Raw genomic sequence first — 19,596 nt, 5'->3', positions numbered from 1 at the left:
CATAAGCGTGCTGCCTCCACAGCCCCCGGGCACATTGCGTTATGATCCCGCTTTCCTTTGAAAGCAGAGCTTTTCCCACGCATGTTGCCGTCCTCTTCCCACACCTCCACGCCCCTGCCCTCCGTCCTCGTCGGCCCGTTGTTGCGGCGGCTGGAACCCAAGCGGCTGGTGATGTGGCTGGTGGGTTCGCGGCCGTTGGCGCTGACGCTGCGGCTGGTCGGCGTGGCCGATCTGCCACTGGACGCCACGCGTTGCACGGTAGTCCCGGTGGGCCGTCACGCGTTTGTGCACTTGATCGACGTGCCACTCGATACCGCCTTGCCGCTGGACGCGGCGATTGACTACGACCTGCTGGTGGACGGTGCCGGCATCGCCGAATGGGCGCCGCATCTGGTGTATGGCGCTGCGCAGTGTCCGAGTTTCGTGGTGCATTCGCACATTGACCAATTGGTCCACGGCTCCTGCCGCAAACCCCATTACCCGGCCAACGATGGACTGCTCTGCGTCGACCGGTTGCTGGCGCAGTCTCCCGAACAACGGCCGGCGCTGCTGATGATGAGCGGCGACCAGGTGTATGCCGACGATGTGGCCGGGCCGATGCTGCGGGCGATCCATGCCTTGATCGAGCGCCTTGGGTTGTTTGAAGAGTGCCTCGAAGGCGCCGTGGTGGAAGACAGCGCCAAGCTCTATCAGCACCCGGCCAGCTACTATCACCGCGCCGACCTGCTGCCGGCATTGGAAAGCAACGAAACCCTGCGCGAGCGTTTTTTCGGCGGGGCGCGCAAGCCGATCTTCACCAGCAGCAGCGCCGACAATCACCTGGTGACCTTCTCCGAGGTCATGGCCATGTACTTGTTGGTGTGGTCGCCCGTGCCCTGGACGCTGATCGACCCGCAACCGCCGGAACTGACCGCCGAACGGCGCCAGCGCTACGATCTGGAACACCAACGCATCGAAGCCTTCAAGACCGGGCTGGGCGGCGTGGCACGGGTGTTCGCCCACCTGTCCTGCCTGATGATCTTCGACGATCACGACATCACGGACGACTGGAACCTGTCGGCCCAGTGGGAAGAAACGGCCTACGGCCATCCCTTCTCCAAACGTATTATCGGCAACGCGCTGATCGCCTACATGCTCTGCCAGGGCTGGGGCAACAATCCGGATGCGTTTGGCGAGGTCATCCAGCAAACCCTGGCCTTGAGCGACACCGCCCGGGACCGCTACATCGACAGCGCGCCCCAGGATGCGCTGATCGACCAATTACTCGGTTTCCAACGATGGCACTACGTGCTGCCGAGTACCCCGGCGCTGGTGGTGCTGGACACCCGTACGCGCCGCTGGCGCAGCGAAAACAGCCTCAAGCAGCCGTCGGGCCTGCTGGATTGGGAAGCCCTGAGCGAACTGCAACAGGAATTGCTCGACCACCCTTCGGCGATCATCGTCTCGCCGGCGCCGATCTTCGGCGTCAAGCTGATCGAGACCGTGCAGCGGGTGTTCAGCTGGTGCGGCTACCCGCTGCTGGTGGACGCGGAAAACTGGATGGCCCACCGTGGCGCGGCCCAGGTGATCTTGAATATTTTCCGACACTCGCGAACCCCGGGCAGCTACGTGGTGCTGTCGGGCGATGTGCATTATTCCTTCGTCTACGAGGTATTGATCCCACATCGCAAGGGCGGACCTTGCGTCTGGCAAATCACCAGCAGCGGCATCAAGAATGAGTTTCCGCCGGCGCTGCTGGAATGGTTCGACCGCCTCAACCGTTGGCTCTACTCGCCGCGCTCGCCGCTGAACTGGTTCACCAAGCGCCGCAGCATGCGCATCGTTCCCCATGTCCCGGAACACGCCGAGGCCGGGGAACGCTTGTGGAACTCGGCGGGCATCGGCCAGGTGTTTTTCAACGAACAGGGGCAACCCGTGCGAATCTATCAACACAATGCCGACGGCAAGCCACCCACACGGATGCTGGCGCCGAAATCCCCCACGAGCTGATCACTTGCTGGCCGAGGCCATCAACACGCCGAAGGAAAAGAACGTCGCGCCGGAGAGCTTGCCCACGATCCGCGCGCCCTGGCGAGTCGAGAGCCAGCCCCTGGCACGGCTCGCCATCAATGCGTAGGCGCTGTGGATGCCCATCACCAGCAAGCCGTAGGACGCCACCAGCAAGAAGAACTGCGTGTAATAGTTACCTGCCGGCTCGATGAACTGTGGGAAGACAGCCAGGAAAAAGAACCCTGCCTTGGGGTTGAGCAACTGGATCGACAACGCCTCGACAAATCGCCGCCAGGGGCGCGAAGGCGTGTCGTTGAGGGTTGGAATGAAGGTCTTGGTGTTCCACATCTTCAGGCCCAGGTACAGCAGGTACGCCGCACCCACGTACTTCAACACGGTGAATGCCGTCGCCGAGGTAGCCAGGATCAGGCCCACGCTGCTGGCCGAGATTGCCGCCACCAGGAAACCGCCGAGGGCAATGCCCAGAATTCCGGGCAAGGCGCCACTCCAGCCGTGACGCACCGAGTTGGACAGCGTCAGCACCACGCCCGGTCCCGGGCTGAGGATGGTCAGGGTTGCGAGCAGCAGGAACAGTCCGTAGCCGGCCATAGAGGGCTCCGTTGGCGGTTTGTGTTTGAAGCGGGTAAACACTGTAAACGGATTTCCAAATCCCGCAGCGACTTTTCAGCTGCACAAAATTCATTGTGGATTTGGGCAGGGTTCAGAATGCCAGTTGCAGGCTCTGTTGGCCTTCGAGGCTCAGTAGGAACTGTTTAGCCGCAAGGCCGCCGGCGAAACCGGTGAGGCTGCCGGAGGTGCCGATGACGCGGTGGCATGGGGCAATGATCGAGATCGGGTTGCGGCCGTTGGCAGCACCGACAGCGCGTGTCGCGGTCGGTTGGCCGATCTGGATGGCGATGTCGCGGTAGCTGCGGGTTTCACCGAATGGGATGGTCAGCAACGCCTGCCAGACCCGCACCTGGAAATCGGTGCCAGCGAAGTCCAGCGCCAGCTCGAACTGGCGGCGCTGGCCGGCGAAGTATTCAAGCAATTGACGCTCGGTTTCCTTGAGGGTCGGGTGATCGTTGTCGAGCTCCAGCGGCCCGAGACGCACTCGGTTGAGCCGTTCGTTTTCCCACAGGATGGCCGCCAGCTTGGTGCCGCGGGCGACGAGAATCAGCTCGCCGACGGGGGTTGGGATGGTCTTGTACTGCGGCAACATCTAAGGAATTCCTTGGCTCATGCTCATCCCAACAACCCCAACGCCTTCGCCCGCGCCACGGCCTGGGTGCGGCGCTCGACGCCGAGCTTGCTGTTGATGTGGCTGGCGTGGGTCTTCACCGTGTGCAGCGAAATGAACAACTGCTCGCTGATTTCCTGGTTGGAACATCCCTGGGCAATCAGTTGCAGCACCGCCCGCTCCCGGCTGCTGAGGGTTTCCACCGATGCCGACGATTCGACCGGCTGAGTCGTCGAGGGTAAACGCTCGAGCAACTGTTGGCGCAATTCGCTGGGCGGCGCTTGCAGCAGTTGTTCGCGCAACCATTCGGGACGCTCCTTCAGCAACCATTCGAACGGTTGCAACACTCCCCCGATGGCGGCTTCGAAGGCCTGGGCCAACGTGCTGCGAGCTTCGGGTTCACGGCCCACGCCCAGCAGCAATGCAACTTTCTGGTTGAGCACCATCACCGCGAGCATCTGCCGTCCGGTTTGCTGGGCGTGCTGGAGCAACGCATCGAGCCGCCCTTCGGCCTGCATCGGTTGGCCGCGAATGGATTCCAGCAGGGCCTGCTGCAGCTCGACATGCAAAGGCAGTTGTGGATGGAATTCCGGTGGCGCGGCGGCCCGCTCGCCGGTATAGGTCTGTCCCAGCCGCGCCAGCCAGGCTTCGGCCAGTTCAGTGCGGCCCTGGGCTAACCAGAGCTCGCATTTGACCAGTGTAATCATCGCCAGGTAATAGACCGGCGGAACATCCCAGATATGCATCAACCGCTCGGCTTCGGCCAGTTCGGCAAAGGCTCGGGCAAACTCGCCCGCATGGCCTTCGACACGAGCGATCACGCAATGGCCGATCAGCACGCTGATATCCCGGCAGGCCCGGGCTTCGGTGAGGCCCGCCTGCAACCGCGCCAACCCGGCCGGGGATTGCATGCGCAGCGTCAACAGGAAACCTTCATACAAGACCAGTCGCGCGCGCACCGCATACAGCCGTTGGGGCGAGAGCGCGTGCAAGCGCTGCAAGCCCTGCTTCACCTCATCGAGCGCCCTCAGGATCTCCCCTCGCGCCTGCAACACCCGGGCGCGATCGTAATGGGCCAAGGCCTCGAACAGAGGGTTACCGACCCGCTGCGCCAGCTCCAGGGAGTCGCGATTCAATGCGCGGGCACGCCACAGGTCACCGTCGGCGATCGCCAGGTTCGACAAAGTGGACAAGCACATCAAGCGTTGGCCATAGCGTTTTTGCGGCAGGCTTTCCAGGGCTTCGGTGCAATAGCGAATGGTGGCCTGGCGATCGCCACGGCCACGGGCGACGATGCCACTCAGCGCCAGCCATTGGGCGAGCATGGATTTATGCGCGGTGGCCGATGGAGCCGGCAGGAAGCGGCTCAAGTGGGCGGCCAGTTCCTCGGCGGCGTCCAGTTGACAAGCCAGGCCCAGGGCCCAGCTGTAGAGTACGATCAACCGCGGCGTGCTGATGAGCAGGCTGTCGGGCAGGTCCATTTTCCAGCGCAGCAACATGCCGACATTCTGCTCGGCCAGCAGTTGTTCCTCCGAGAGGTTCTGCACCAGGTTCGCCGCCACGTCCAGATGTCCGGCGCGCAGCGCCTGCTCCACGGCTTCGTCGATCAAGCCCTGGGCATTGAACCAGCGACAGGCGCGCAGATGCAGGGTCGCCGCCGGCACCATGGCTTGCGCGCTGGGCCGGCTGCGCAACAGATCGGAAAACAAATGATGGAAACGGTACCAGTGGCCGTGCTCGTCCAGCGGCACGAGGAATACCTGGTGGGCCGCCAGGTATTGGAGAATTTCCTGGCTGTCATGGGCGTCGCGCACCGCATCGCACAGCTCGCTGCAAAAACGTTCCTGCGCAGCGATGTCGTAGAGAAATGCCTGCACCTCGGCAGGCAGGCAGTCGATGACCTCTTCAAGCAAATAGTCACGAATCAGCCCTTCCCCGCCGTGAAGGGCCTGGGGCAGTCGCCCTTCGCTGCCGGCCTCGGAAGCGGCCAGCAGCCAGAAACGCAGCCCTGCGACCCACCCTTCGCTGCGCTGGATCAGGCTCTCCAAGGCCTCCCCCCGCAGTGAACTGCTGTGGTGCTGGAGCAGCGTCTGCGCTTCGTCGTGGGTCAGGCGCAGGTCCTGCTCGTTGAGTTCGAGCAACTGGCGCGACAGGCGCAAGCGCGCCAGATGCCAGTCCGGCCGCTGGCGGCTGGTCACCAGTACCAGCAATCCTTCGGGCAGGTGGTTGAGGAAAAACTGCAGGCAGCGATCCAGCACCGGGCTCTGGGCGAGGTGGTAATCGTCGAGCACCAGCAGCAAGGGCGCGCGCGCAGATAAATGTCCGGATAACTCATCGAGCAGGCCGTCGAGCCATTCCTCGAAAGCGAAGGGCTGGTGGCGTTGGCGCATCTTCAGCAGTCCCAACGCACGCCCGCCCAACTGGGGGAAAAAGGCCTGGAGCCCTTCGAGCAACCGTTCCAGGAAACGCCCCGGATCGTTGTCCCTGGCACTGAGCCCCAACCAGAGGCTGTGCCAATGGGTCGGCAAGCCCTGGCAGAACTCCACCGCCAGCGAACTCTTGCCGAACCCTGCCGGAGCACTGACCAACAGCAACCGACCACCGAGCCCCGCGCTCAGACGCTCGCACAACCGCGGCCGCACGATGTGGCCGTCGGGCAAGGGTGGGCGGTAGAAGCGCCCTTCCTGTACCGCAAAGGCAGCGCGGGAAGAATCCGGGGGTGAAGACAAATCAGTCATGGCCGGCTCTTGTTGGAATGCGGGTGGCGGCGTTGCAGATGTCCGCAGACTAGCCGTAAACGAGGACGTATTGAAGGGAGTGCTACAAATGGCTACAAAAAGGCTACAAGTCGATTGCGCTAAGGCAAAAAAAACGCCCCGAACCAGTCGGGGCGTTTTTCGAGGATGCGGCCTCGGGCGAAGCGGTTTAGCGAACGCCTTCCTGGCGCAATGCCGCCGGGGTGAAGTCGCTGGTGGACGCGGTGAAGCCGAAGTCGTAGGCCGATTTTTCTTCGTTCTTCATGCCCAGGGCCAGGTAGCGACCGGATTGCAGGTCATAGAGCGTTTCCAGGGCGTACCACGGCACTTGCTTGTCGTAGTAGTTCTCGGCATGGGCCTCGGCCACGCGCCACAGTTGGCCACGACCGTCGTAGTGGTCGATGACAGCGGCTTGCCAGGTGTCTTCGTCGATATAGAAGTCACGCTTGGCGTAGATGTGGCGCTGGCCTTCCTTCAGGGTCGCAGTCACGTGCCAGACACGACGCAGCTCATAACGCGCCAGGTCCTGGTTGATGTGGCCGGCCTTGAGGATGTCGGCGTACTTGAGCTGCGGCGAATCGATCTTGTGGCTGTTGGAGGCGATGTACAGCTCCTTCTTGCCTTCAAGCTTCCAGTCGTAACGATCCGGCGCGCCGTTGTACATGTCCAGGTTGTCGGAAGTCCGCAGGCCGTCGGCGGCGGTGCCCGGGCCGTCGTAGGCGACTTGCGGGGCCTGGCGCACGCGGCGTTGGCCGGCGTTGTAGATCCACGCCTTGCGCGGCTCCTTCACCTGGTCGAGGGTTTCGTGCACCAGCAGCACGGTACCGGCCAGGCGCGCCGGCGCAGTCACTTGCTGCTTGAAGTAGAACAGCACGTTGCCCGGGTTGGCCGGATCGAAGCCCTTGATCTTGTCGCGGAACACGAACTGGTCCTGGAAGTACACCAGGTTGTACGAACCGTTGGGCTGCGGCGTAGCCTGGGTCACCAGGCGAGTCACGCTGCCGCCGCGGTAGCGGGTGATGTGGTTCCAGATCACTTCCAGGCCACTCTGGGGAATCGGGAACGGCACCGCCGTCTCGAAATTCTCCAGGCCGTTGCCTGCACCCACCAGCTTGGTGTTCACGGCGTTTTTCTTGATGGAAGCCAGCACTTCATCCGGCACGGTAGCACCGCGATGGGTCGGGTAGACCGGCATCTTGAAGGTTTCCGGGTAGCGCTTGAACATTGCGTACTGGCCCGGGGCGAGCTTGTCCTTGTACTGGTCGACGTTCTGTCCAGTAATGGTGAACAGAGGCTTTTCATTGGCGTACGGGTCGGCGAGGAAGCCCTTGCCATCGACGCTGCCGGCATTCTTGGCCATGGGTTTCCAGGCCGAAATCGAACCATCGGCGTTGCCGGCCATCTCGGCGCCCATCGGCGTCAGGCTCTTGCCCAGCTTATCGGCCTCGGCGGCAGGCACCGCGGCCATGACGCTGGCTGCCAGCAGGGACAATCCCAGCGCACCGACTTGCAACAGATTCTTTGTTATTTTCATAGTGTGTCGTCCTGAATACGGTGCTTAGAAGTTCACGCCGACGCTGAGCGCCAGGAAGTCGCGATCATCCACGGTACTGAAGTCCCCGCCAAAGAAGTTGGTGTAGGCCAGGCTCGCGTTGTAGGTGTTCTGGTACTCGGCATCCAGCCCGAGGCTGACGGCCTTGCGACCTTCCTCGAAGTTGGCGCCAGGACCTGGCGAGTAGCCCTTGACGTCATGGGACCAAGCCACGTTGGGCTTGAGGTTCACACCGGCGAAGACGTCCGGGTAATCCCAGATGGCGCGTGCGCGGTAGCCCCAGGAGTTGGAAGTGGTGAAGCCATCGTTGTTGCAATTGCTGTTCACGGCACCGATGGTCTGGCCGCCACCTGCCGCTGTCGACGTGTTAAGAGTGTTGCAGAAGCCGCCGGGCAGCTCGCCAGGCCCGAACACCGGGTCACGACCGTAGCGCGCCTCGGAACGGCTTTCCAGGCCGCCCACGTGCGTCACACCGATTTCGCCGACGAGGGTCAGGCGGCTGGCGCCCATGACTTGATCGAGGAAGTGGGTGAAGGTGGTCTGGAACTGGGTGATTTCCTTGCGGCGATAGCCATGCAGGTCCTGGCCCGGCGCGCCGTCCAGTACGGAAGCATTGCCGAAGCCCGGAATCGGCGTCACACCGGCGAACAGGATATCGGTGGTGCTCAGCTGGACCGGAGCGTTCGGACGGTAGCTCAACTCACCGCTCCACGCGGTGCCGGTGGGCAGCGTGGTGGAGAAGCTCAGGCCGTAGAGCCGGATGTCTTCCGGGTACTCGACGAAGTAGTTCGAGTTGCCCGCCACGATCACCGGACGCAATGCAGCCAGTGGACCCAGCGGCTGGTTGTAGAAACGTGCCGCCGCGCCCGTGGCGCTGAAGATCGGCGCACGGCTGTGGTAGTTCATGAAGTAGGCACCGAACTCGGTGTCCAGCGGCTCGAACATGTACTTCAGGGACGCGCCCCACTGGCCGCTATCACGGGCATCGCGGTCGGGACCACGACGAACCAGGACACCTTCCTCGTTTACGTTCACGCCCAGGGCGGTCAAGGTTGGCAAGGCGGCGGCAGGAATGCGCGAACGTTTGTTCAGCACGCGCAGGTTGTCGTCACAGCCGTCGGCGATCACATCCGGCTGGGAGAAGAACGTCCCGCAGTTATCCACAACCGTCTGGTCCCACTCGATCTGGTAGAAAGCTTCGGCAGACAGGTTATCGGTCAGGCTCTGGGACACGTAGAACATGTTGACCGGGATCAGGCCTTCCTTGACCTCGGCGCCTGGACGACGGAACGCGGACACGTCGACCGGGTTGATGGAGTTGATGCCACCCTGGATGAAGGTGCTCTCACCCCAGCTGACCACCTGCTTGCCCAGGCGGACCGAACCCGGCTGATCGGCAATGGCGTAGTTGTGGTAGACGAATGCATCGAGGAGCTGCACGCCGGACGACTTCGCGCCTTCCTTGCGGTTGTTGTCGCTGATGTCCTTGTACAGGCGGTCTTCGTCCTTGAGTTCGAAGTCGTACCAGTACTTGCCCCGTACAAACACACCGGTGTCGCCGTACTTCAGTTCCAGGTCATGGATGCCCTTGAAGATCTTCGAGAAGGTCTCGCCGCGCTTGAAGTTCAGGTGGCCGTCATCGGAGGTCTGGGACAGGCCCTTGCCGCCGTTGTTGACGCCGATCAGGTCTCGATTGGCCTTGGCCGTGGACCAGCTCGCGCCGACCGACAGGGCCGAGTCGAACTGGCCTTCAATTTCACCGATGTTGAAGCTGACGCCGAATGCCGGGCCGGCGAGCGAGGAGGCAAGACTGACGGCCAGCGGCAATTTTGCCCGGCGCCAGAAGGTGTTTGCTGAGGTCATCGACGCAACTCCATGTGTTTTATTTTTATGGCAGTGGGTATTTCCGGAAACCCTTCGCCGTGCTGGCACGCGCGTCCCATTCCGAAAATCCTTGAGCGGACTATAGCCAGCGGGTAGTACGGCTTGATCCCTCTAAAGTGTGATTTGCAGCCCTCGACCACTCTGGAACAGTCCTTCGCCAGGCCGACGTTTATCGGCATGGCAAGGATGGCTGAAATTTCCGATTTGACAAGACAAGCGCTTGCTTGGTGGGGCTGCCGTGCCTTTTTCGGGCACGGCGTGGACGCTCAGAGCGTGGAGAGGAAGGTGCTGTTGTTGTTCTGCCATTCGGTGATGTCAACGCGGATACGCTTCTTGTCGAGCTTGCCGACGCTGGTCTTGGGAATTTCCGTAACAAGGGCGATCTGGCTAGGGATCGCCCACTTGCTCAGGTGCCCCAGCTCGACAAACGGCTTGAGGTGTTCCTTGAGCTCGCGAGCCCCTATCTGGTGCCCTTCGCGAATGACCAGCAAGGCAAACGGTCGCTCGCCCCACTGCGGATCAGGGATGCCGACCACTGCTACTTCGCGTACCGCCGCGTGCCGGCTGATGAGGTCTTCCAGGTCCAGGGACGAGATCCATTCGCCGCCAGTCTTGATCACGTCCTTGATGCGGTCGCGAATGTCGATGAACCCCATGCCGTCCAGTGTGGCGACGTCGCCGGTGTGCAACCAGCCGCCACTCCAGAGCTCGGCGCCCTTCTGCGGTTCGTTGAAATAACCTTCGGTAAGCCACGGCGCACGCAACACCAATTCGCCCTGGGTCTCGCCATCGGCGGGAAGGAAGCGGCCCTCGCCGTCGACAATCGCCGCTTCCACCAGCGGCCCCGGCACGCCGGCCTTGATCCGATACGTGATGCGCTCGTCTTCGCCGCCGGCCATCAACTCATCGTTGAGGTGGGCGCAGGACACCAGCGGGCCGGTTTCCGACATGCCGTAGGCGGCGGTGAGCTGGATGCCCTTGGCCTTCGCCGCCTCGTACAGGCTGCGGTTGAGGGCGCTGCCGCCGATGACGATTTTCCAGCCGCCGAAATCGGTGTCCTGGGCGCCCTTGGCGTTGAGGACCATTTGCAGGATGGTCGGCACGCAGTGGGAAAAGGTGACCTTTTCCTTGCGCCACAGCTCCACCAGGAACTCCGGGTCGTATCGACCGGGGTAGACCTGCTTGAGACCGAGCATGGTCGCCACGTACGGCAGGCCCCAGGCATGAACGTGGAACATCGGCGTGATGGGCATGTACACATCGTTGGTGCCCAACAGGCGCACGCTGTCGATGGCGCCCATGATGGTCGACACGCCCAGGGTGTGCAGCACCAGTTGCCGATGGGTGAAATACACACCCTTGGGATTGCCCGTGGTGCCGGTGGTGTAGAACGTGGTGGCGACGGAATTCTCGTCGAAGTCCTGGAAGTCATAGGTTGGGCTGGCGCCCGCCAGCAGTTGCTCGTACTCGCCGACGAGGTCCGGCAGGTTGGCAGTCTTGTCGGGCTGGTCGGTCAGCAGCAGCGTCTTTTTCACCGTGGTCAGTTGGCCGGCGATCGCCTGGTACAAGCCGACGAACTCACTGTTGACCAGCACGAAGCGGTCCTCGGCGTGGTTCATGGTGTAGAGGATCTGTTCCGGCGACAGCCGCACATTGATGGTGTGGATCACCGCGCCGATCATCGGGATCGCGAACATGCATTCCAGGTAACGATGGCTGTCCCAGTCCATCACTGCCACGGTGTCCCCGGCCTTGACCCCGGCCTCGGTCAGCACGTTGGCCAGCCGCGCGACACGCTCGATCAACGTGGGATAGGTGTAGCGCAACTGGTCCCGGTAGATGATCTCGCGGGTTTTCTCATAGCGCGCGCCGGACATCAGCAGCCGCTTGATCAGCAACGGGTATTGGTAAACGCCCTCGGCTGGAGGAATAACGCGAGTCTGCAACATAGGAGTCCCTTTTCTGACTGCACGGTCTTGGCTGGAAAGTAAGCACTCTAAAGCGCTTGTTCGTGGATCAAATCAGCCGAAGGAATGATTTGATCCACCCGCAAACACTAGCCTTGAGCCATCATCGGGACCCGTCCAAGCCGCTCAATGGGCCTCGGTAAACGCCAGTTTCACACCGATGGCAATCAGCACGGCGCCCATGGTCCGGTCGAACCAATGGCCCATGCGGGCAAAACCGGCACGCACCCGCGCCTGGCTGAACAGCATCGCCACCATGCAGAACCAGGCCGCCGTGGCCACTGCCAGGTACACACCGTAGCCGGCCTGGATCGCCAGCGGCGTGTGGGGATTGATCACCACGGTGAACAGGGACAGGAAGAACAGCGTCGCCTTGGGGTTCAGCCCATTGGTGACGAAACCGGCGGTGAACGCGCCACGAGCGGTACGTTCGCCCGCGTCCTTGTGCAGGTTCTCCTGGGTGGCCTTGGCCGGTTGGGCGCGCAAGGCCTTGAAACCGATGTAGAGCAGGTACGCGGCGGCGGCCCACTTCAAGGCGTTGAACAGTACGATCGACTGGGACACGATCAGGCCGATCCCCAGCAGCGAGTACCCCACATGCAGGAAAATCGCCGTGCCAACGCCCAACGCAGTCCAGGTCCCGGCACGGCGGCCGTGCGTCACGCTTTCACGGACCACCACGGCGAAGTCCGGACCAGGACTGGCCACGGCCAGCAAGTGGATCAGGGCGACGGTGAGGAATTCGGCGAGGTACATGGTGGGCTCCTTGCGACAATCTCTGTTGAATGAATCCCGTGGCGAGGGAGCTTGCTCCCGCTCGGCTGCACAGCAGTCGCTTACCCCGCAGGCCTGCTTCACAGCCAGGGGGAGCAAGCGCCCTCGCCACGGCAATTTGTTCTGATAGGCTCGCCACATTACGCCTTCAGTCTTTTACATGACAGGTACAGCTGATGACCAATACCGCCCGCGCAGTTTTCCTCGACCACGCTTCCCTGGACCTCGGCGACTTGGACCTGGCTCCATTACGCGATTGCTTCGCCGAACTGCACCTGTTTGCCGGCACCCGCCAGGATGAGGTGACGGAACGACTCAAGGACGCCACGGTGGCGATCACCAATAAAGTCGTGATCGACGCGGCAGCCATCGCCGCCTGTCCCGAACTGAAACTGATCCTGATCAGCGCCACCGGCACCAACAACGTCGACCTCGCCGCCGCCCGCCAACACGGCATCACCGTTAGCAACTGCCAGGGCTACGGCACGCCGTCGGTGGCGCAGCACACGATCATGTTGTTGCTGAACCTGGCGACTCGCCTGGGCGACTATCAAAAAGCCGTGGCCGAAGGTCGCTGGCAGCAGGCGTCGCAGTTCTGCCTGTTGGATTACCCGATCGTCGAACTGCAAGGCAAGACCCTCGGGCTGCTCGGCCATGGCGAATTGGGCGGCGCCGTCGCTCGGCTGGCCGAAGCCTTCGGCATGCGCGTGCTGCTGGGGCAGATTCCGGGACGGCCCGCCCGTCCAGACCGCGTTGCGCTGGACCAACTGCTGCCGCAAGTGGACGCCCTGACGCTGCATTGCCCGCTCAACGAGCACACCCGCCACTTCATCGGCGCGCGTGAGCTGGCGCTGCTCAAGCCCGGCACATTCGTGGTCAACACCGCACGCGGCGGCCTCATCGATGAGCAAGCCTTGGCCGACGCCCTGCGCAACGGTCACCTGGGCGGCGCCGCTACCGATGTGCTGAGCGTGGAGCCGCCGACCCAGGGCAATCCACTATTGGCGGGGGATATCCCCCGGCTGATTGTCACACCCCACAATGCCTGGGGCAGCCGCGAGGCCAGGCAGCGGATCGTCGGCCAACTGGCGGAAAACGCCCGGGGTTATTTCAGCGGTAAAGCGCAACGAGTCGTCAATTGATAGACTGCCGCACTTTTTTACAAGGAGCAGACCATGGATCCGCGCAGTGAAGTACTGCTTCGTCAGGCCGAGTTATTCCAGGGTTCGGTCCTGCTCGCCGGGCTGCCTGCCGACGATCTGTTGGGCCGTCTGCCCGAGGCCCATGGTTGGTGCTGGCATGCGGGCGATCAAGCGGCCCTGGATGCGCGCTTCCCAGGGCGCAGCCACTTTGGCGTGAACGTACCCGAGCGCGAATTCGATACCGCCGTGGTGTTCCTGCCCAAGGCCAAGGATCTCACCGACTACATTCTCAACGCCGTGGCTTCGCGCCTGGCCGGACGCGAGGTGTATCTGGTGGGGGAAAAACGCAGCGGCATCGAAGGCGCATCCAAGCAACTCAACCCGTTCGGCAAACCGCGCAAGCTCGACAGCGCGCGGCACTGCCAACTGTGGCAGGTCACCGTGGCCAACGCCCCCGAGGCCAAACCGCTGGAGAGCCTGGCACAGACCTATGAACTGCCATTGGCCGAAGGCCCGCTCAAGGTCATCAGCTTGCCGGGGGTGTTCAGTCACGGTCGACTGGATCGCGGCAGCGCGCTGTTGCTGGAGCATCTGGACAAGCTGCCCAGCGGCCACCTGCTGGATTTCGGCTGCGGTGCAGGGGTGCTGGGGGCGGCGGTCAAGCGCCGCTATCCACACAACACCGTCACGCTGCTGGACGTAGATGCCTTTGCCGCCGCCAGCAGTCGCCTGACGTTGGCCGCCAACGGCCTGGAAGCCGACGTGCTGACCGGTGACGGGATCGACGCCGCGCCCATGGGTTTGAACGCGATCCTGAGTAACCCTCCGTTCCACGTCGGAGTGCACACTGACTACCACGCGACCGAGAACCTGCTGCGAAAAGCAGCCAAACATCTGAAAAACGGCGGCGAACTGCGGCTGGTCGCCAACAGCTTCCTGAAGTACCAGCCGTTGATCGAAGAGCACCTGGGCCCCTGCGCGATCAAAGCCGAAGGCCAGGGTTTTCGCATCTACCGGGCCAAGCGCGGCTGAGGCGTTTTTGCAAAACAGCGCTTGCCCAATCGGATTTGCCTAGGCAGAATCCGCACCGTCCTAGGGGAGTAGTCTCCCGCGAGCGCCCTGCTCGCCCGGCATACGTCAACATACTTGGTCAGCAGGCCATGGCGTATGCGGCCCAAGCGTCCACGCAGATGGTCGCTGGGTTTGACAAGACCTATGACACGCACACCTTACCCGGGGCGGGAAGGCTGTACGTGTCATAGCCGTGTCGACCCGCCCCTTTTAGGAATTCCCTGATGCTGGACTCTTTCCTCGTACCCACTGCCATCGTTGCGTTGGCCGAAATCGGCGACAAGACGCAACTGCTCGCCCTCATCCTCGCCGCTCGCTTTCGTAAACCGTGGCCGATCATTGCCGGCATCGTCGCCGCGACCCTCGCCAACCATGCGGCGGCAGGCGCGGTCGGGGCCTGGGTCAGCGGGTTCTTTTCCGATGCGGTGCTGCACTGGATATTGGCGGCAAGCTTCGCGGCCACGGCACTGTGGACCCTGGTCCCGGACAAGCTGGACGATGAAGAGGCGAATACGGCCCGCAAATTCGGCCCGTTCCTGACCACGCTGATCGCGTTTTTCCTCGCGGAAATCGGTGACAAGACCCAGATCGCCACGGTGATGCTCGCCGCGCAATACCCGGAACTGTGGCTGGTGATCATTGGCACCACCGTGGGCATGCTGATTGCCAACGTGCCGGTGGTACTGGCGGGCAACTTCGCCGCCGAGAAACTGCCCCTGGCTCTCATCCGTCGCTTGGCCGCCTCGGCGTTTTTCATCCTGGCAATCGTGGCGGTGTACAAGGCGATGCAGAGCAGTGGGTGGGTTTGATGCTGTTGTGGCAAGGGCGCTTGCTCCCTCGCCACAACAACAGTTCACCGGATGACGATGATTACTTCTTGGCCTGCTGGTAAAGCGGCATCACCTTCGGAATCGCCGCCTGCAACGAGGCGATCCGGCTGCTGGACGATGGGTGGGTGCTCATGAACTCCGGCGGAGCGCCTTCCGAAGCCTTGGCCATCTTGTTCCACAGGGTAATCGCGGCGTTCGGGTCGTAGCCGGCACGGGCCGCCAGTTCGAGGCCGATCAGATCGGCTTCGTTTTCGTTGCCGCGGCTGTTGGGCAGGGTCATGCCATAGTTGGCGACCGTGTCGGCCAGCGCCAGGCTGTCCTGGCCCAGGCCGAATATCGCACCGGCACCCTGCTTGGCCATTTCGATGCCATAGGCCTTGGACATGGCTTCGCGACCGTGCTCGCGCAAGGCGTGGGCGATTTCATGGCCCATGATCGCGGCGATTTCCGCATCGGTCAGTTTCAGCTGGTCGATCAGGCCACTGTAGAACATGATCTTGCCGCCGGGCCCGCAATTGGCGTTGAGTTCATCGCTCTTGATCAGGTTCACTTCCCAGTTCCACTGCGCCGAGTCCGGCCGGAACACCGGCGCCTGGGCGATCAGACGGTCAGCGATGACCTGCAGGCGCTTGGCGTCGCTACTGGTCTTGTCCAGGGCGCCTTGGGAGCTCGCCTCGCCCAACGTCTTCTGATAGGACTGGGCGTACATCTGGTTGACCTCGGCGGTCGACAGCATGCTGAACATGTACTGCTTGCGCTCCACGCCCACGGCTCCGCCGCTGGTGGTATTGACTGATTGGCAACCGGCGAGCAGCAGGGCCGCGCCCAGAGCGCTCACCATCAAAGTCTTGTTCATACAAAAGAAGCTCCATGGAATCGTGGGCGTATCCTAGGCCTTGATTTGTATCGGCGCCAGATACACAGCGAGGGATTACAGGTTTTTCGGACAGGTCCCACTCATCCATTTGCGACACCCATCCAGCCAAAACAGTCATCCGACGAACAGCGTCTCATGCCGGGCCACGGAAATGCCGATACAAGGACCAGACGTCATTTCAGGTCCGGTGCCTTTATGAAATTCAGATCGATCCAGTTTTCCGTTGCTGCCCTGGCCGGTGCCATCGTGCTCAGCGTGGTCGGCGCCCTGGTGCTTTACGCATTGTTCGCCGGCGCCCGCACCCAGGAAATGGTGCAGCAGCGGACCAAGGTGCAATTCGAACAACTCATCGAACAACGCCTCAGCGCCCTCGCCCACACCCAGGCCAGCCTGATCCAGCGTGAGCTTGAAGCGCCGCTGTTGCTTGCCCGGGGCCTGGCGACGGCCAACGCCCTGATGGGCATGAACGGCGCGGACGGCAACCCGCAATTGAAGATGCCACGCGAGCAGATGATCAGCCTGCTGCGCGAGTCCGTGGTGCGCAACCCGAAGGTCCTCGGCGCCTATATTGCCTGGGAACCGAACGCCATCGACCACGACGACGCCAACTACGTGAACAGCCAGGTGCTGGGCATGGAAACCAACGGTCGCTTCCTGCCGTGGTGGTTTCGCAACCAGGACGGCACCCTCGGCCTGGAAAAGCTCGCCGACGTGACGGACCAGAAACTGCTCTCCACTGGCATTCGCGCCAGCGAGTACTACCTGTGCTCCCAGGACAGCAGGAAAGCCTGCGTGATCGACCCGGCGCCGTACCGCGTCGGCAGCACCATGACGATGCTGGCGTCGTTCATCGAACCGATCCTGATCGATGGAAAATTCCAGGGCATCGTCGGTGCCGACCTGTCGGTGAACTTCATCCAGGACATGCTCGTCGCCGCCGACGCCAAGCTGTACGGCGGCGCTGGGGAAATGGCCTTGCTCTCCAGCAACAATCGCCTGGTGGCTTTCACCAAGGACCCGAGCAAACTCGGGGAAAAGGCCAGCGACCTGTTGGACGCCAACGAACTGGACAACCTGACCAAGCTCGGCGTCGGCGAAGTGCGTTACGACATCGACGAAACGCACGGCCATATCGAGGTGTACATGCCGTTCGGCATCGGTGAGACCAGTGCCCGCTGGACGCTGATGTTGCAATTGCCGTTGAACGCGGTGATGGCCGATCTGCAAGCCTTGCAGAAGGACCTCGACGATCAGCGCGAGACCGATATCTTCGGCATGGCCATGGTCGGCCTGGCGATCGCCGCCATCGGCCTGCTGGTGATTTGGCTGGTGGGCCACGGCATCGCCCGGCCACTCAAGCAAATGGTGGCGATGCTCGATGACATCGCCCAGGGCGAAGGCGACCTGACGCGCCGATTGACCAGCGACCGCGCCGATGAACTGGGCGCCATCGCCAAGGGCTTCAATACCTTCCTCGGCAAATTGCAGGGAATGATCACCCAGGTGGTGACGTCGGTGCAGAGCGTCAGCGACTCGTCGGAGCACACCGCCGACATCGCGATCCGCACCAACCAGGGCGTGCACAAGCAAATGTCGGAGATCGATCAGGTCGCCACCGCCGTGCATGAAATGACCGCCACCGCCCAGGACGTCGCCCGCAATGCGACCCAGGCCGCCCAAGCCGCCAGTCACGCCGACCAGGCCGCCAGCCAGGGCATGCAAATCGTGCGCGACACCTCCACCTCCATCGGCGCGTTGGCCGTGGAAATCGGCAAGGCCGTCGGCGTGGTGCAGACCCTGGCCAAGGACAGCGAGAACATCAACGCGATCCTCACCGCCATTCGCGGGATCGCCGAGCAGACCAACCTGCTGGCCCTTAACGCGGCCATCGAAGCGGCGCGGGCCGGCGAACAAGGTCGTGGTTTTGCCGTGGTCGCCGATGAAGTGCGCAACCTCGCGCAGAAGACGCAGCAGGCCACCGAAGAAATCCAGTCGATGATCCAACAGTTGCAACAGGGCACCCGCGACGTGGTGCGTGTCATGGAAGACAGCCAGCACCGCACCGATGAAAGCGTGCAGCACGCGGCCAAGGCAGCCCAGGCGCTGGAGACGATTACCCAGGCGGTGTCGGTGATCAACGACATGAACACCCAGATCGCCAGCGCCGCCGAGGAGCAGAGCGCCGTGGCGGATGACATCAACCGTAACGTGATCAATATCGGCCAAGTGGCGAACGAAGTGGCCAGCGGCGCCGACGAGTCCAGCGCAGCCAGCGCCGGGCTGACCAAGTTGGCGGAGCAACAGCGGCGTTTGATCAATCAGTTCAAGGTCTGATCCTGCGGCTTCATCGCGAGCCTGCTCGCGAAGGGGCCGGCACTGCCGCCAAAGAACTCAAGCCGGGGTCAGGCACTCCGGCCCATTGAGTTTCGGGTCGTTGACCATGTTCGCCAGCACCCGCTCGCGCAATTGCCCCGGCTCGCTCGCGAGCAGCCCTTGCAGGGCATGCAACGGTGTCTCGGGATCGAGCCACAGCCGCTGGCCCTCTTCATCGAGAATCAGCGGGCGCCGCTGACCGGCCGCCGGCTGGGTGATGACGGCCGTGCTCAACCACACCTGCTCCTGCACCGGATACGCTTCCCAGATCGCCGCGAAAAACAGCGATGAACCTTCCCCCGGGGTCAGCCAATACGGGCGTTTACGCGAACCACCACGCCACTCGTAGAAGCCGTTGGCCGGCAGCAGGCACCGACGCAACCGCAGGGCCTCGCGGAACATCGGTTGCTCGGCGACGGTTTCGGCCCGGGCATGGGCCGGGGTGCGGGACAGGTCGGTCAGCCACGGCGGCGTCAGTCCCCAGCGCGCCCGGGCCAATTCACGCCGGCCATCGGCGCCAGCCCGCAGCATCAGAACCGAATCGTTGGGCGATATGTTCCATTGGGCCTTCTGGTCGGCGGGGAAGCCGGGCAAGGCCGCGAAGGCAGGATTCCAGCGAAACAGGGCATAACGTCCACACATGGGGTAACACGACTCTCATATCAAACGGCGGCCAGCCTAACAGACCAGCGTTCCGGGGTAACTGTCCGGCTCATCGCCGGGCAACGGCAGCGCGGCATTGTAGGCGGCGATCAGTTCGCGGGCGTATTGCGCCTGTTCATCTTCCACCGCCAGCCCCAACAGCCCATGCATCGGCAGTTCCCCCGCGCCCCCCACCAGGTCACGGCCCACCAGATGCGCCGTGATGCCTTCGCTGGCGAGCATGCCTTGGAGCAATTCACCTTCCATCAAGTTTTCCAGTTCGTAGATTCGCTGCATGGCCGCCCCTCATTCGTTCTCGCTGAAGACCTCGAGGTGCCATTCTTCCTCGTGTACTTGCAGCACGAAGGTAATCGGCCGACAACAGACCTGGCAATCCTCGATGTAGGTCTGGTCGCCACCGGAAAGATCCAATGAAGTCTCCACTTCTTCTCCACAATACGGACATTCATATTCAGCAGCTTCCAGCATCGCGGTCTCC

Annotated in this window: 16 protein-coding genes and 1 riboswitch; of the genes, 5 read left to right on the top strand and 11 right to left on the bottom strand. The window is 62.7% G+C overall.

Annotated elements, in window-relative coordinates; genetic code table 11:
* Positions 1-81 precede the first annotated feature (81 nt).
* The gene (locus tag JZ00_RS16385; RefSeq protein ID WP_039592158.1) at positions 82-1,989 is read left to right on the top strand and encodes an alkaline phosphatase D family protein; all 1,908 of its coding nucleotides are present in this window, start codon (positions 82-84) and stop codon (positions 1,987-1,989) included.
* Here the strand turns inward: JZ00_RS16385 and JZ00_RS16380 are convergent, their stop codons facing one another.
* The 7 genes from JZ00_RS16380 to JZ00_RS16350 all read right to left on the bottom strand — a co-directional run bounded on the left by JZ00_RS16380 (position 1,990) and on the right by JZ00_RS16350 (position 12,144).
* Positions 1,990-2,598: a LysE family translocator gene (locus JZ00_RS16380; RefSeq protein ID WP_039592159.1), complete on the bottom strand. Its 609-nt coding sequence runs from the start codon at positions 2,596-2,598 to the stop codon at positions 1,990-1,992.
* Positions 2,599-2,710: 112 nt separating this feature from the next.
* The gene (locus JZ00_RS16375; RefSeq protein ID WP_039592160.1) at positions 2,711-3,211 is read right to left on the bottom strand and encodes a methylated-DNA--[protein]-cysteine S-methyltransferase; all 501 of its coding nucleotides are present in this window, start codon (positions 3,209-3,211) and stop codon (positions 2,711-2,713) included.
* 23 nt (positions 3,212-3,234) lie between these two features.
* Positions 3,235-5,967, bottom strand: a complete 2,733-nt coding sequence (locus JZ00_RS16370; protein ID WP_039592161.1) for a LuxR C-terminal-related transcriptional regulator — start codon at positions 5,965-5,967, stop codon at positions 3,235-3,237.
* 187 nt (positions 5,968-6,154) lie between these two features.
* A complete protein-coding gene (locus JZ00_RS16365; protein ID WP_039592162.1) occupies positions 6,155-7,519 on the bottom strand; it encodes a DUF1329 domain-containing protein in 1,365 nt (454 codons plus the stop codon).
* Between the two features lie 24 nt (positions 7,520-7,543).
* Entirely contained in the window at positions 7,544-9,400 is a 1,857-nt protein-coding gene (locus tag JZ00_RS16360; RefSeq protein ID WP_039592163.1) for a DUF1302 domain-containing protein, read from the bottom strand.
* Positions 9,401-9,687: 287 nt separating this feature from the next.
* Positions 9,688-11,370: a fatty acid--CoA ligase gene (locus tag JZ00_RS16355; RefSeq protein ID WP_039592164.1), complete on the bottom strand. Its 1,683-nt coding sequence runs from the start codon at positions 11,368-11,370 to the stop codon at positions 9,688-9,690.
* Between the two features lie 144 nt (positions 11,371-11,514).
* Positions 11,515-12,144 (bottom strand): LysE family transporter, encoded by a 630-nt coding sequence (locus tag JZ00_RS16350; RefSeq protein ID WP_039592165.1) that lies wholly within the window; start codon positions 12,142-12,144, stop codon positions 11,515-11,517.
* 194 nt (positions 12,145-12,338) lie between these two features.
* Between JZ00_RS16350 and JZ00_RS16345 the strand changes: the two genes are divergently transcribed.
* The 3 genes from JZ00_RS16345 to JZ00_RS16335 all read left to right on the top strand — a co-directional run bounded on the left by JZ00_RS16345 (position 12,339) and on the right by JZ00_RS16335 (position 15,184).
* Positions 12,339-13,304: a 2-hydroxyacid dehydrogenase gene (locus JZ00_RS16345; protein WP_039592166.1), complete on the top strand. Its 966-nt coding sequence runs from the start codon at positions 12,339-12,341 to the stop codon at positions 13,302-13,304.
* A 33-nt stretch (positions 13,305-13,337) separates the two neighbouring features.
* Positions 13,338-14,336, top strand: a complete 999-nt coding sequence (locus JZ00_RS16340; RefSeq protein ID WP_039592167.1) for a class I SAM-dependent methyltransferase — start codon at positions 13,338-13,340, stop codon at positions 14,334-14,336.
* A 51-nt stretch (positions 14,337-14,387) separates the two neighbouring features.
* Positions 14,388-14,509, top strand: a riboswitch (yybP-ykoY riboswitch).
* Between the two features lie 90 nt (positions 14,510-14,599).
* Entirely contained in the window at positions 14,600-15,184 is a 585-nt protein-coding gene (locus JZ00_RS16335; RefSeq protein WP_039592168.1) for a TMEM165/GDT1 family protein, read from the top strand.
* 61 nt (positions 15,185-15,245) lie between these two features.
* Here JZ00_RS16335 and JZ00_RS16330 read toward each other — a convergent pair whose 3' ends face one another.
* The gene (locus JZ00_RS16330) at positions 15,246-16,061 is read right to left on the bottom strand and encodes a M48 family metallopeptidase (protein WP_039592169.1); all 816 of its coding nucleotides are present in this window, start codon (positions 16,059-16,061) and stop codon (positions 15,246-15,248) included.
* Between the two features lie 216 nt (positions 16,062-16,277).
* Between JZ00_RS16330 and JZ00_RS32160 the strand changes: the two genes are divergently transcribed.
* Positions 16,278-18,416 (top strand): methyl-accepting chemotaxis protein, encoded by a 2,139-nt coding sequence (locus tag JZ00_RS32160; RefSeq protein WP_039592170.1) that lies wholly within the window; start codon positions 16,278-16,280, stop codon positions 18,414-18,416.
* A gap of 57 nt (positions 18,417-18,473) precedes the next feature.
* Here the strand turns inward: JZ00_RS32160 and JZ00_RS16320 are convergent, their stop codons facing one another.
* The 3 genes from JZ00_RS16320 to JZ00_RS16310 are packed head-to-tail and all read right to left on the bottom strand — an operon-like array spanning position 18,474 to position 19,586.
* Positions 18,474-19,097: an SOS response-associated peptidase gene (locus JZ00_RS16320; RefSeq protein WP_039592171.1), complete on the bottom strand. Its 624-nt coding sequence runs from the start codon at positions 19,095-19,097 to the stop codon at positions 18,474-18,476.
* A gap of 36 nt (positions 19,098-19,133) precedes the next feature.
* On the bottom strand, positions 19,134-19,394 hold the full coding sequence (locus JZ00_RS16315; protein ID WP_039592172.1) for a putative signal transducing protein: 261 nt from the start codon (positions 19,392-19,394) through the stop codon (positions 19,134-19,136).
* 9 nt (positions 19,395-19,403) lie between these two features.
* Positions 19,404-19,586: a CPXCG motif-containing cysteine-rich protein gene (locus JZ00_RS16310; RefSeq protein ID WP_039592173.1), complete on the bottom strand. Its 183-nt coding sequence runs from the start codon at positions 19,584-19,586 to the stop codon at positions 19,404-19,406.
* Positions 19,587-19,596 lie beyond the last annotated feature (10 nt).

Source organism: Pseudomonas frederiksbergensis (assembly GCF_000802155.2).
GTDB lineage: Bacteria > Pseudomonadota > Gammaproteobacteria > Pseudomonadales > Pseudomonadaceae > Aquipseudomonas > Aquipseudomonas frederiksbergensis_A.
The sequence above is the reverse complement of the archived record's forward strand: the minus strand, read 5'-3'. Positions and strand labels throughout refer to the sequence as shown.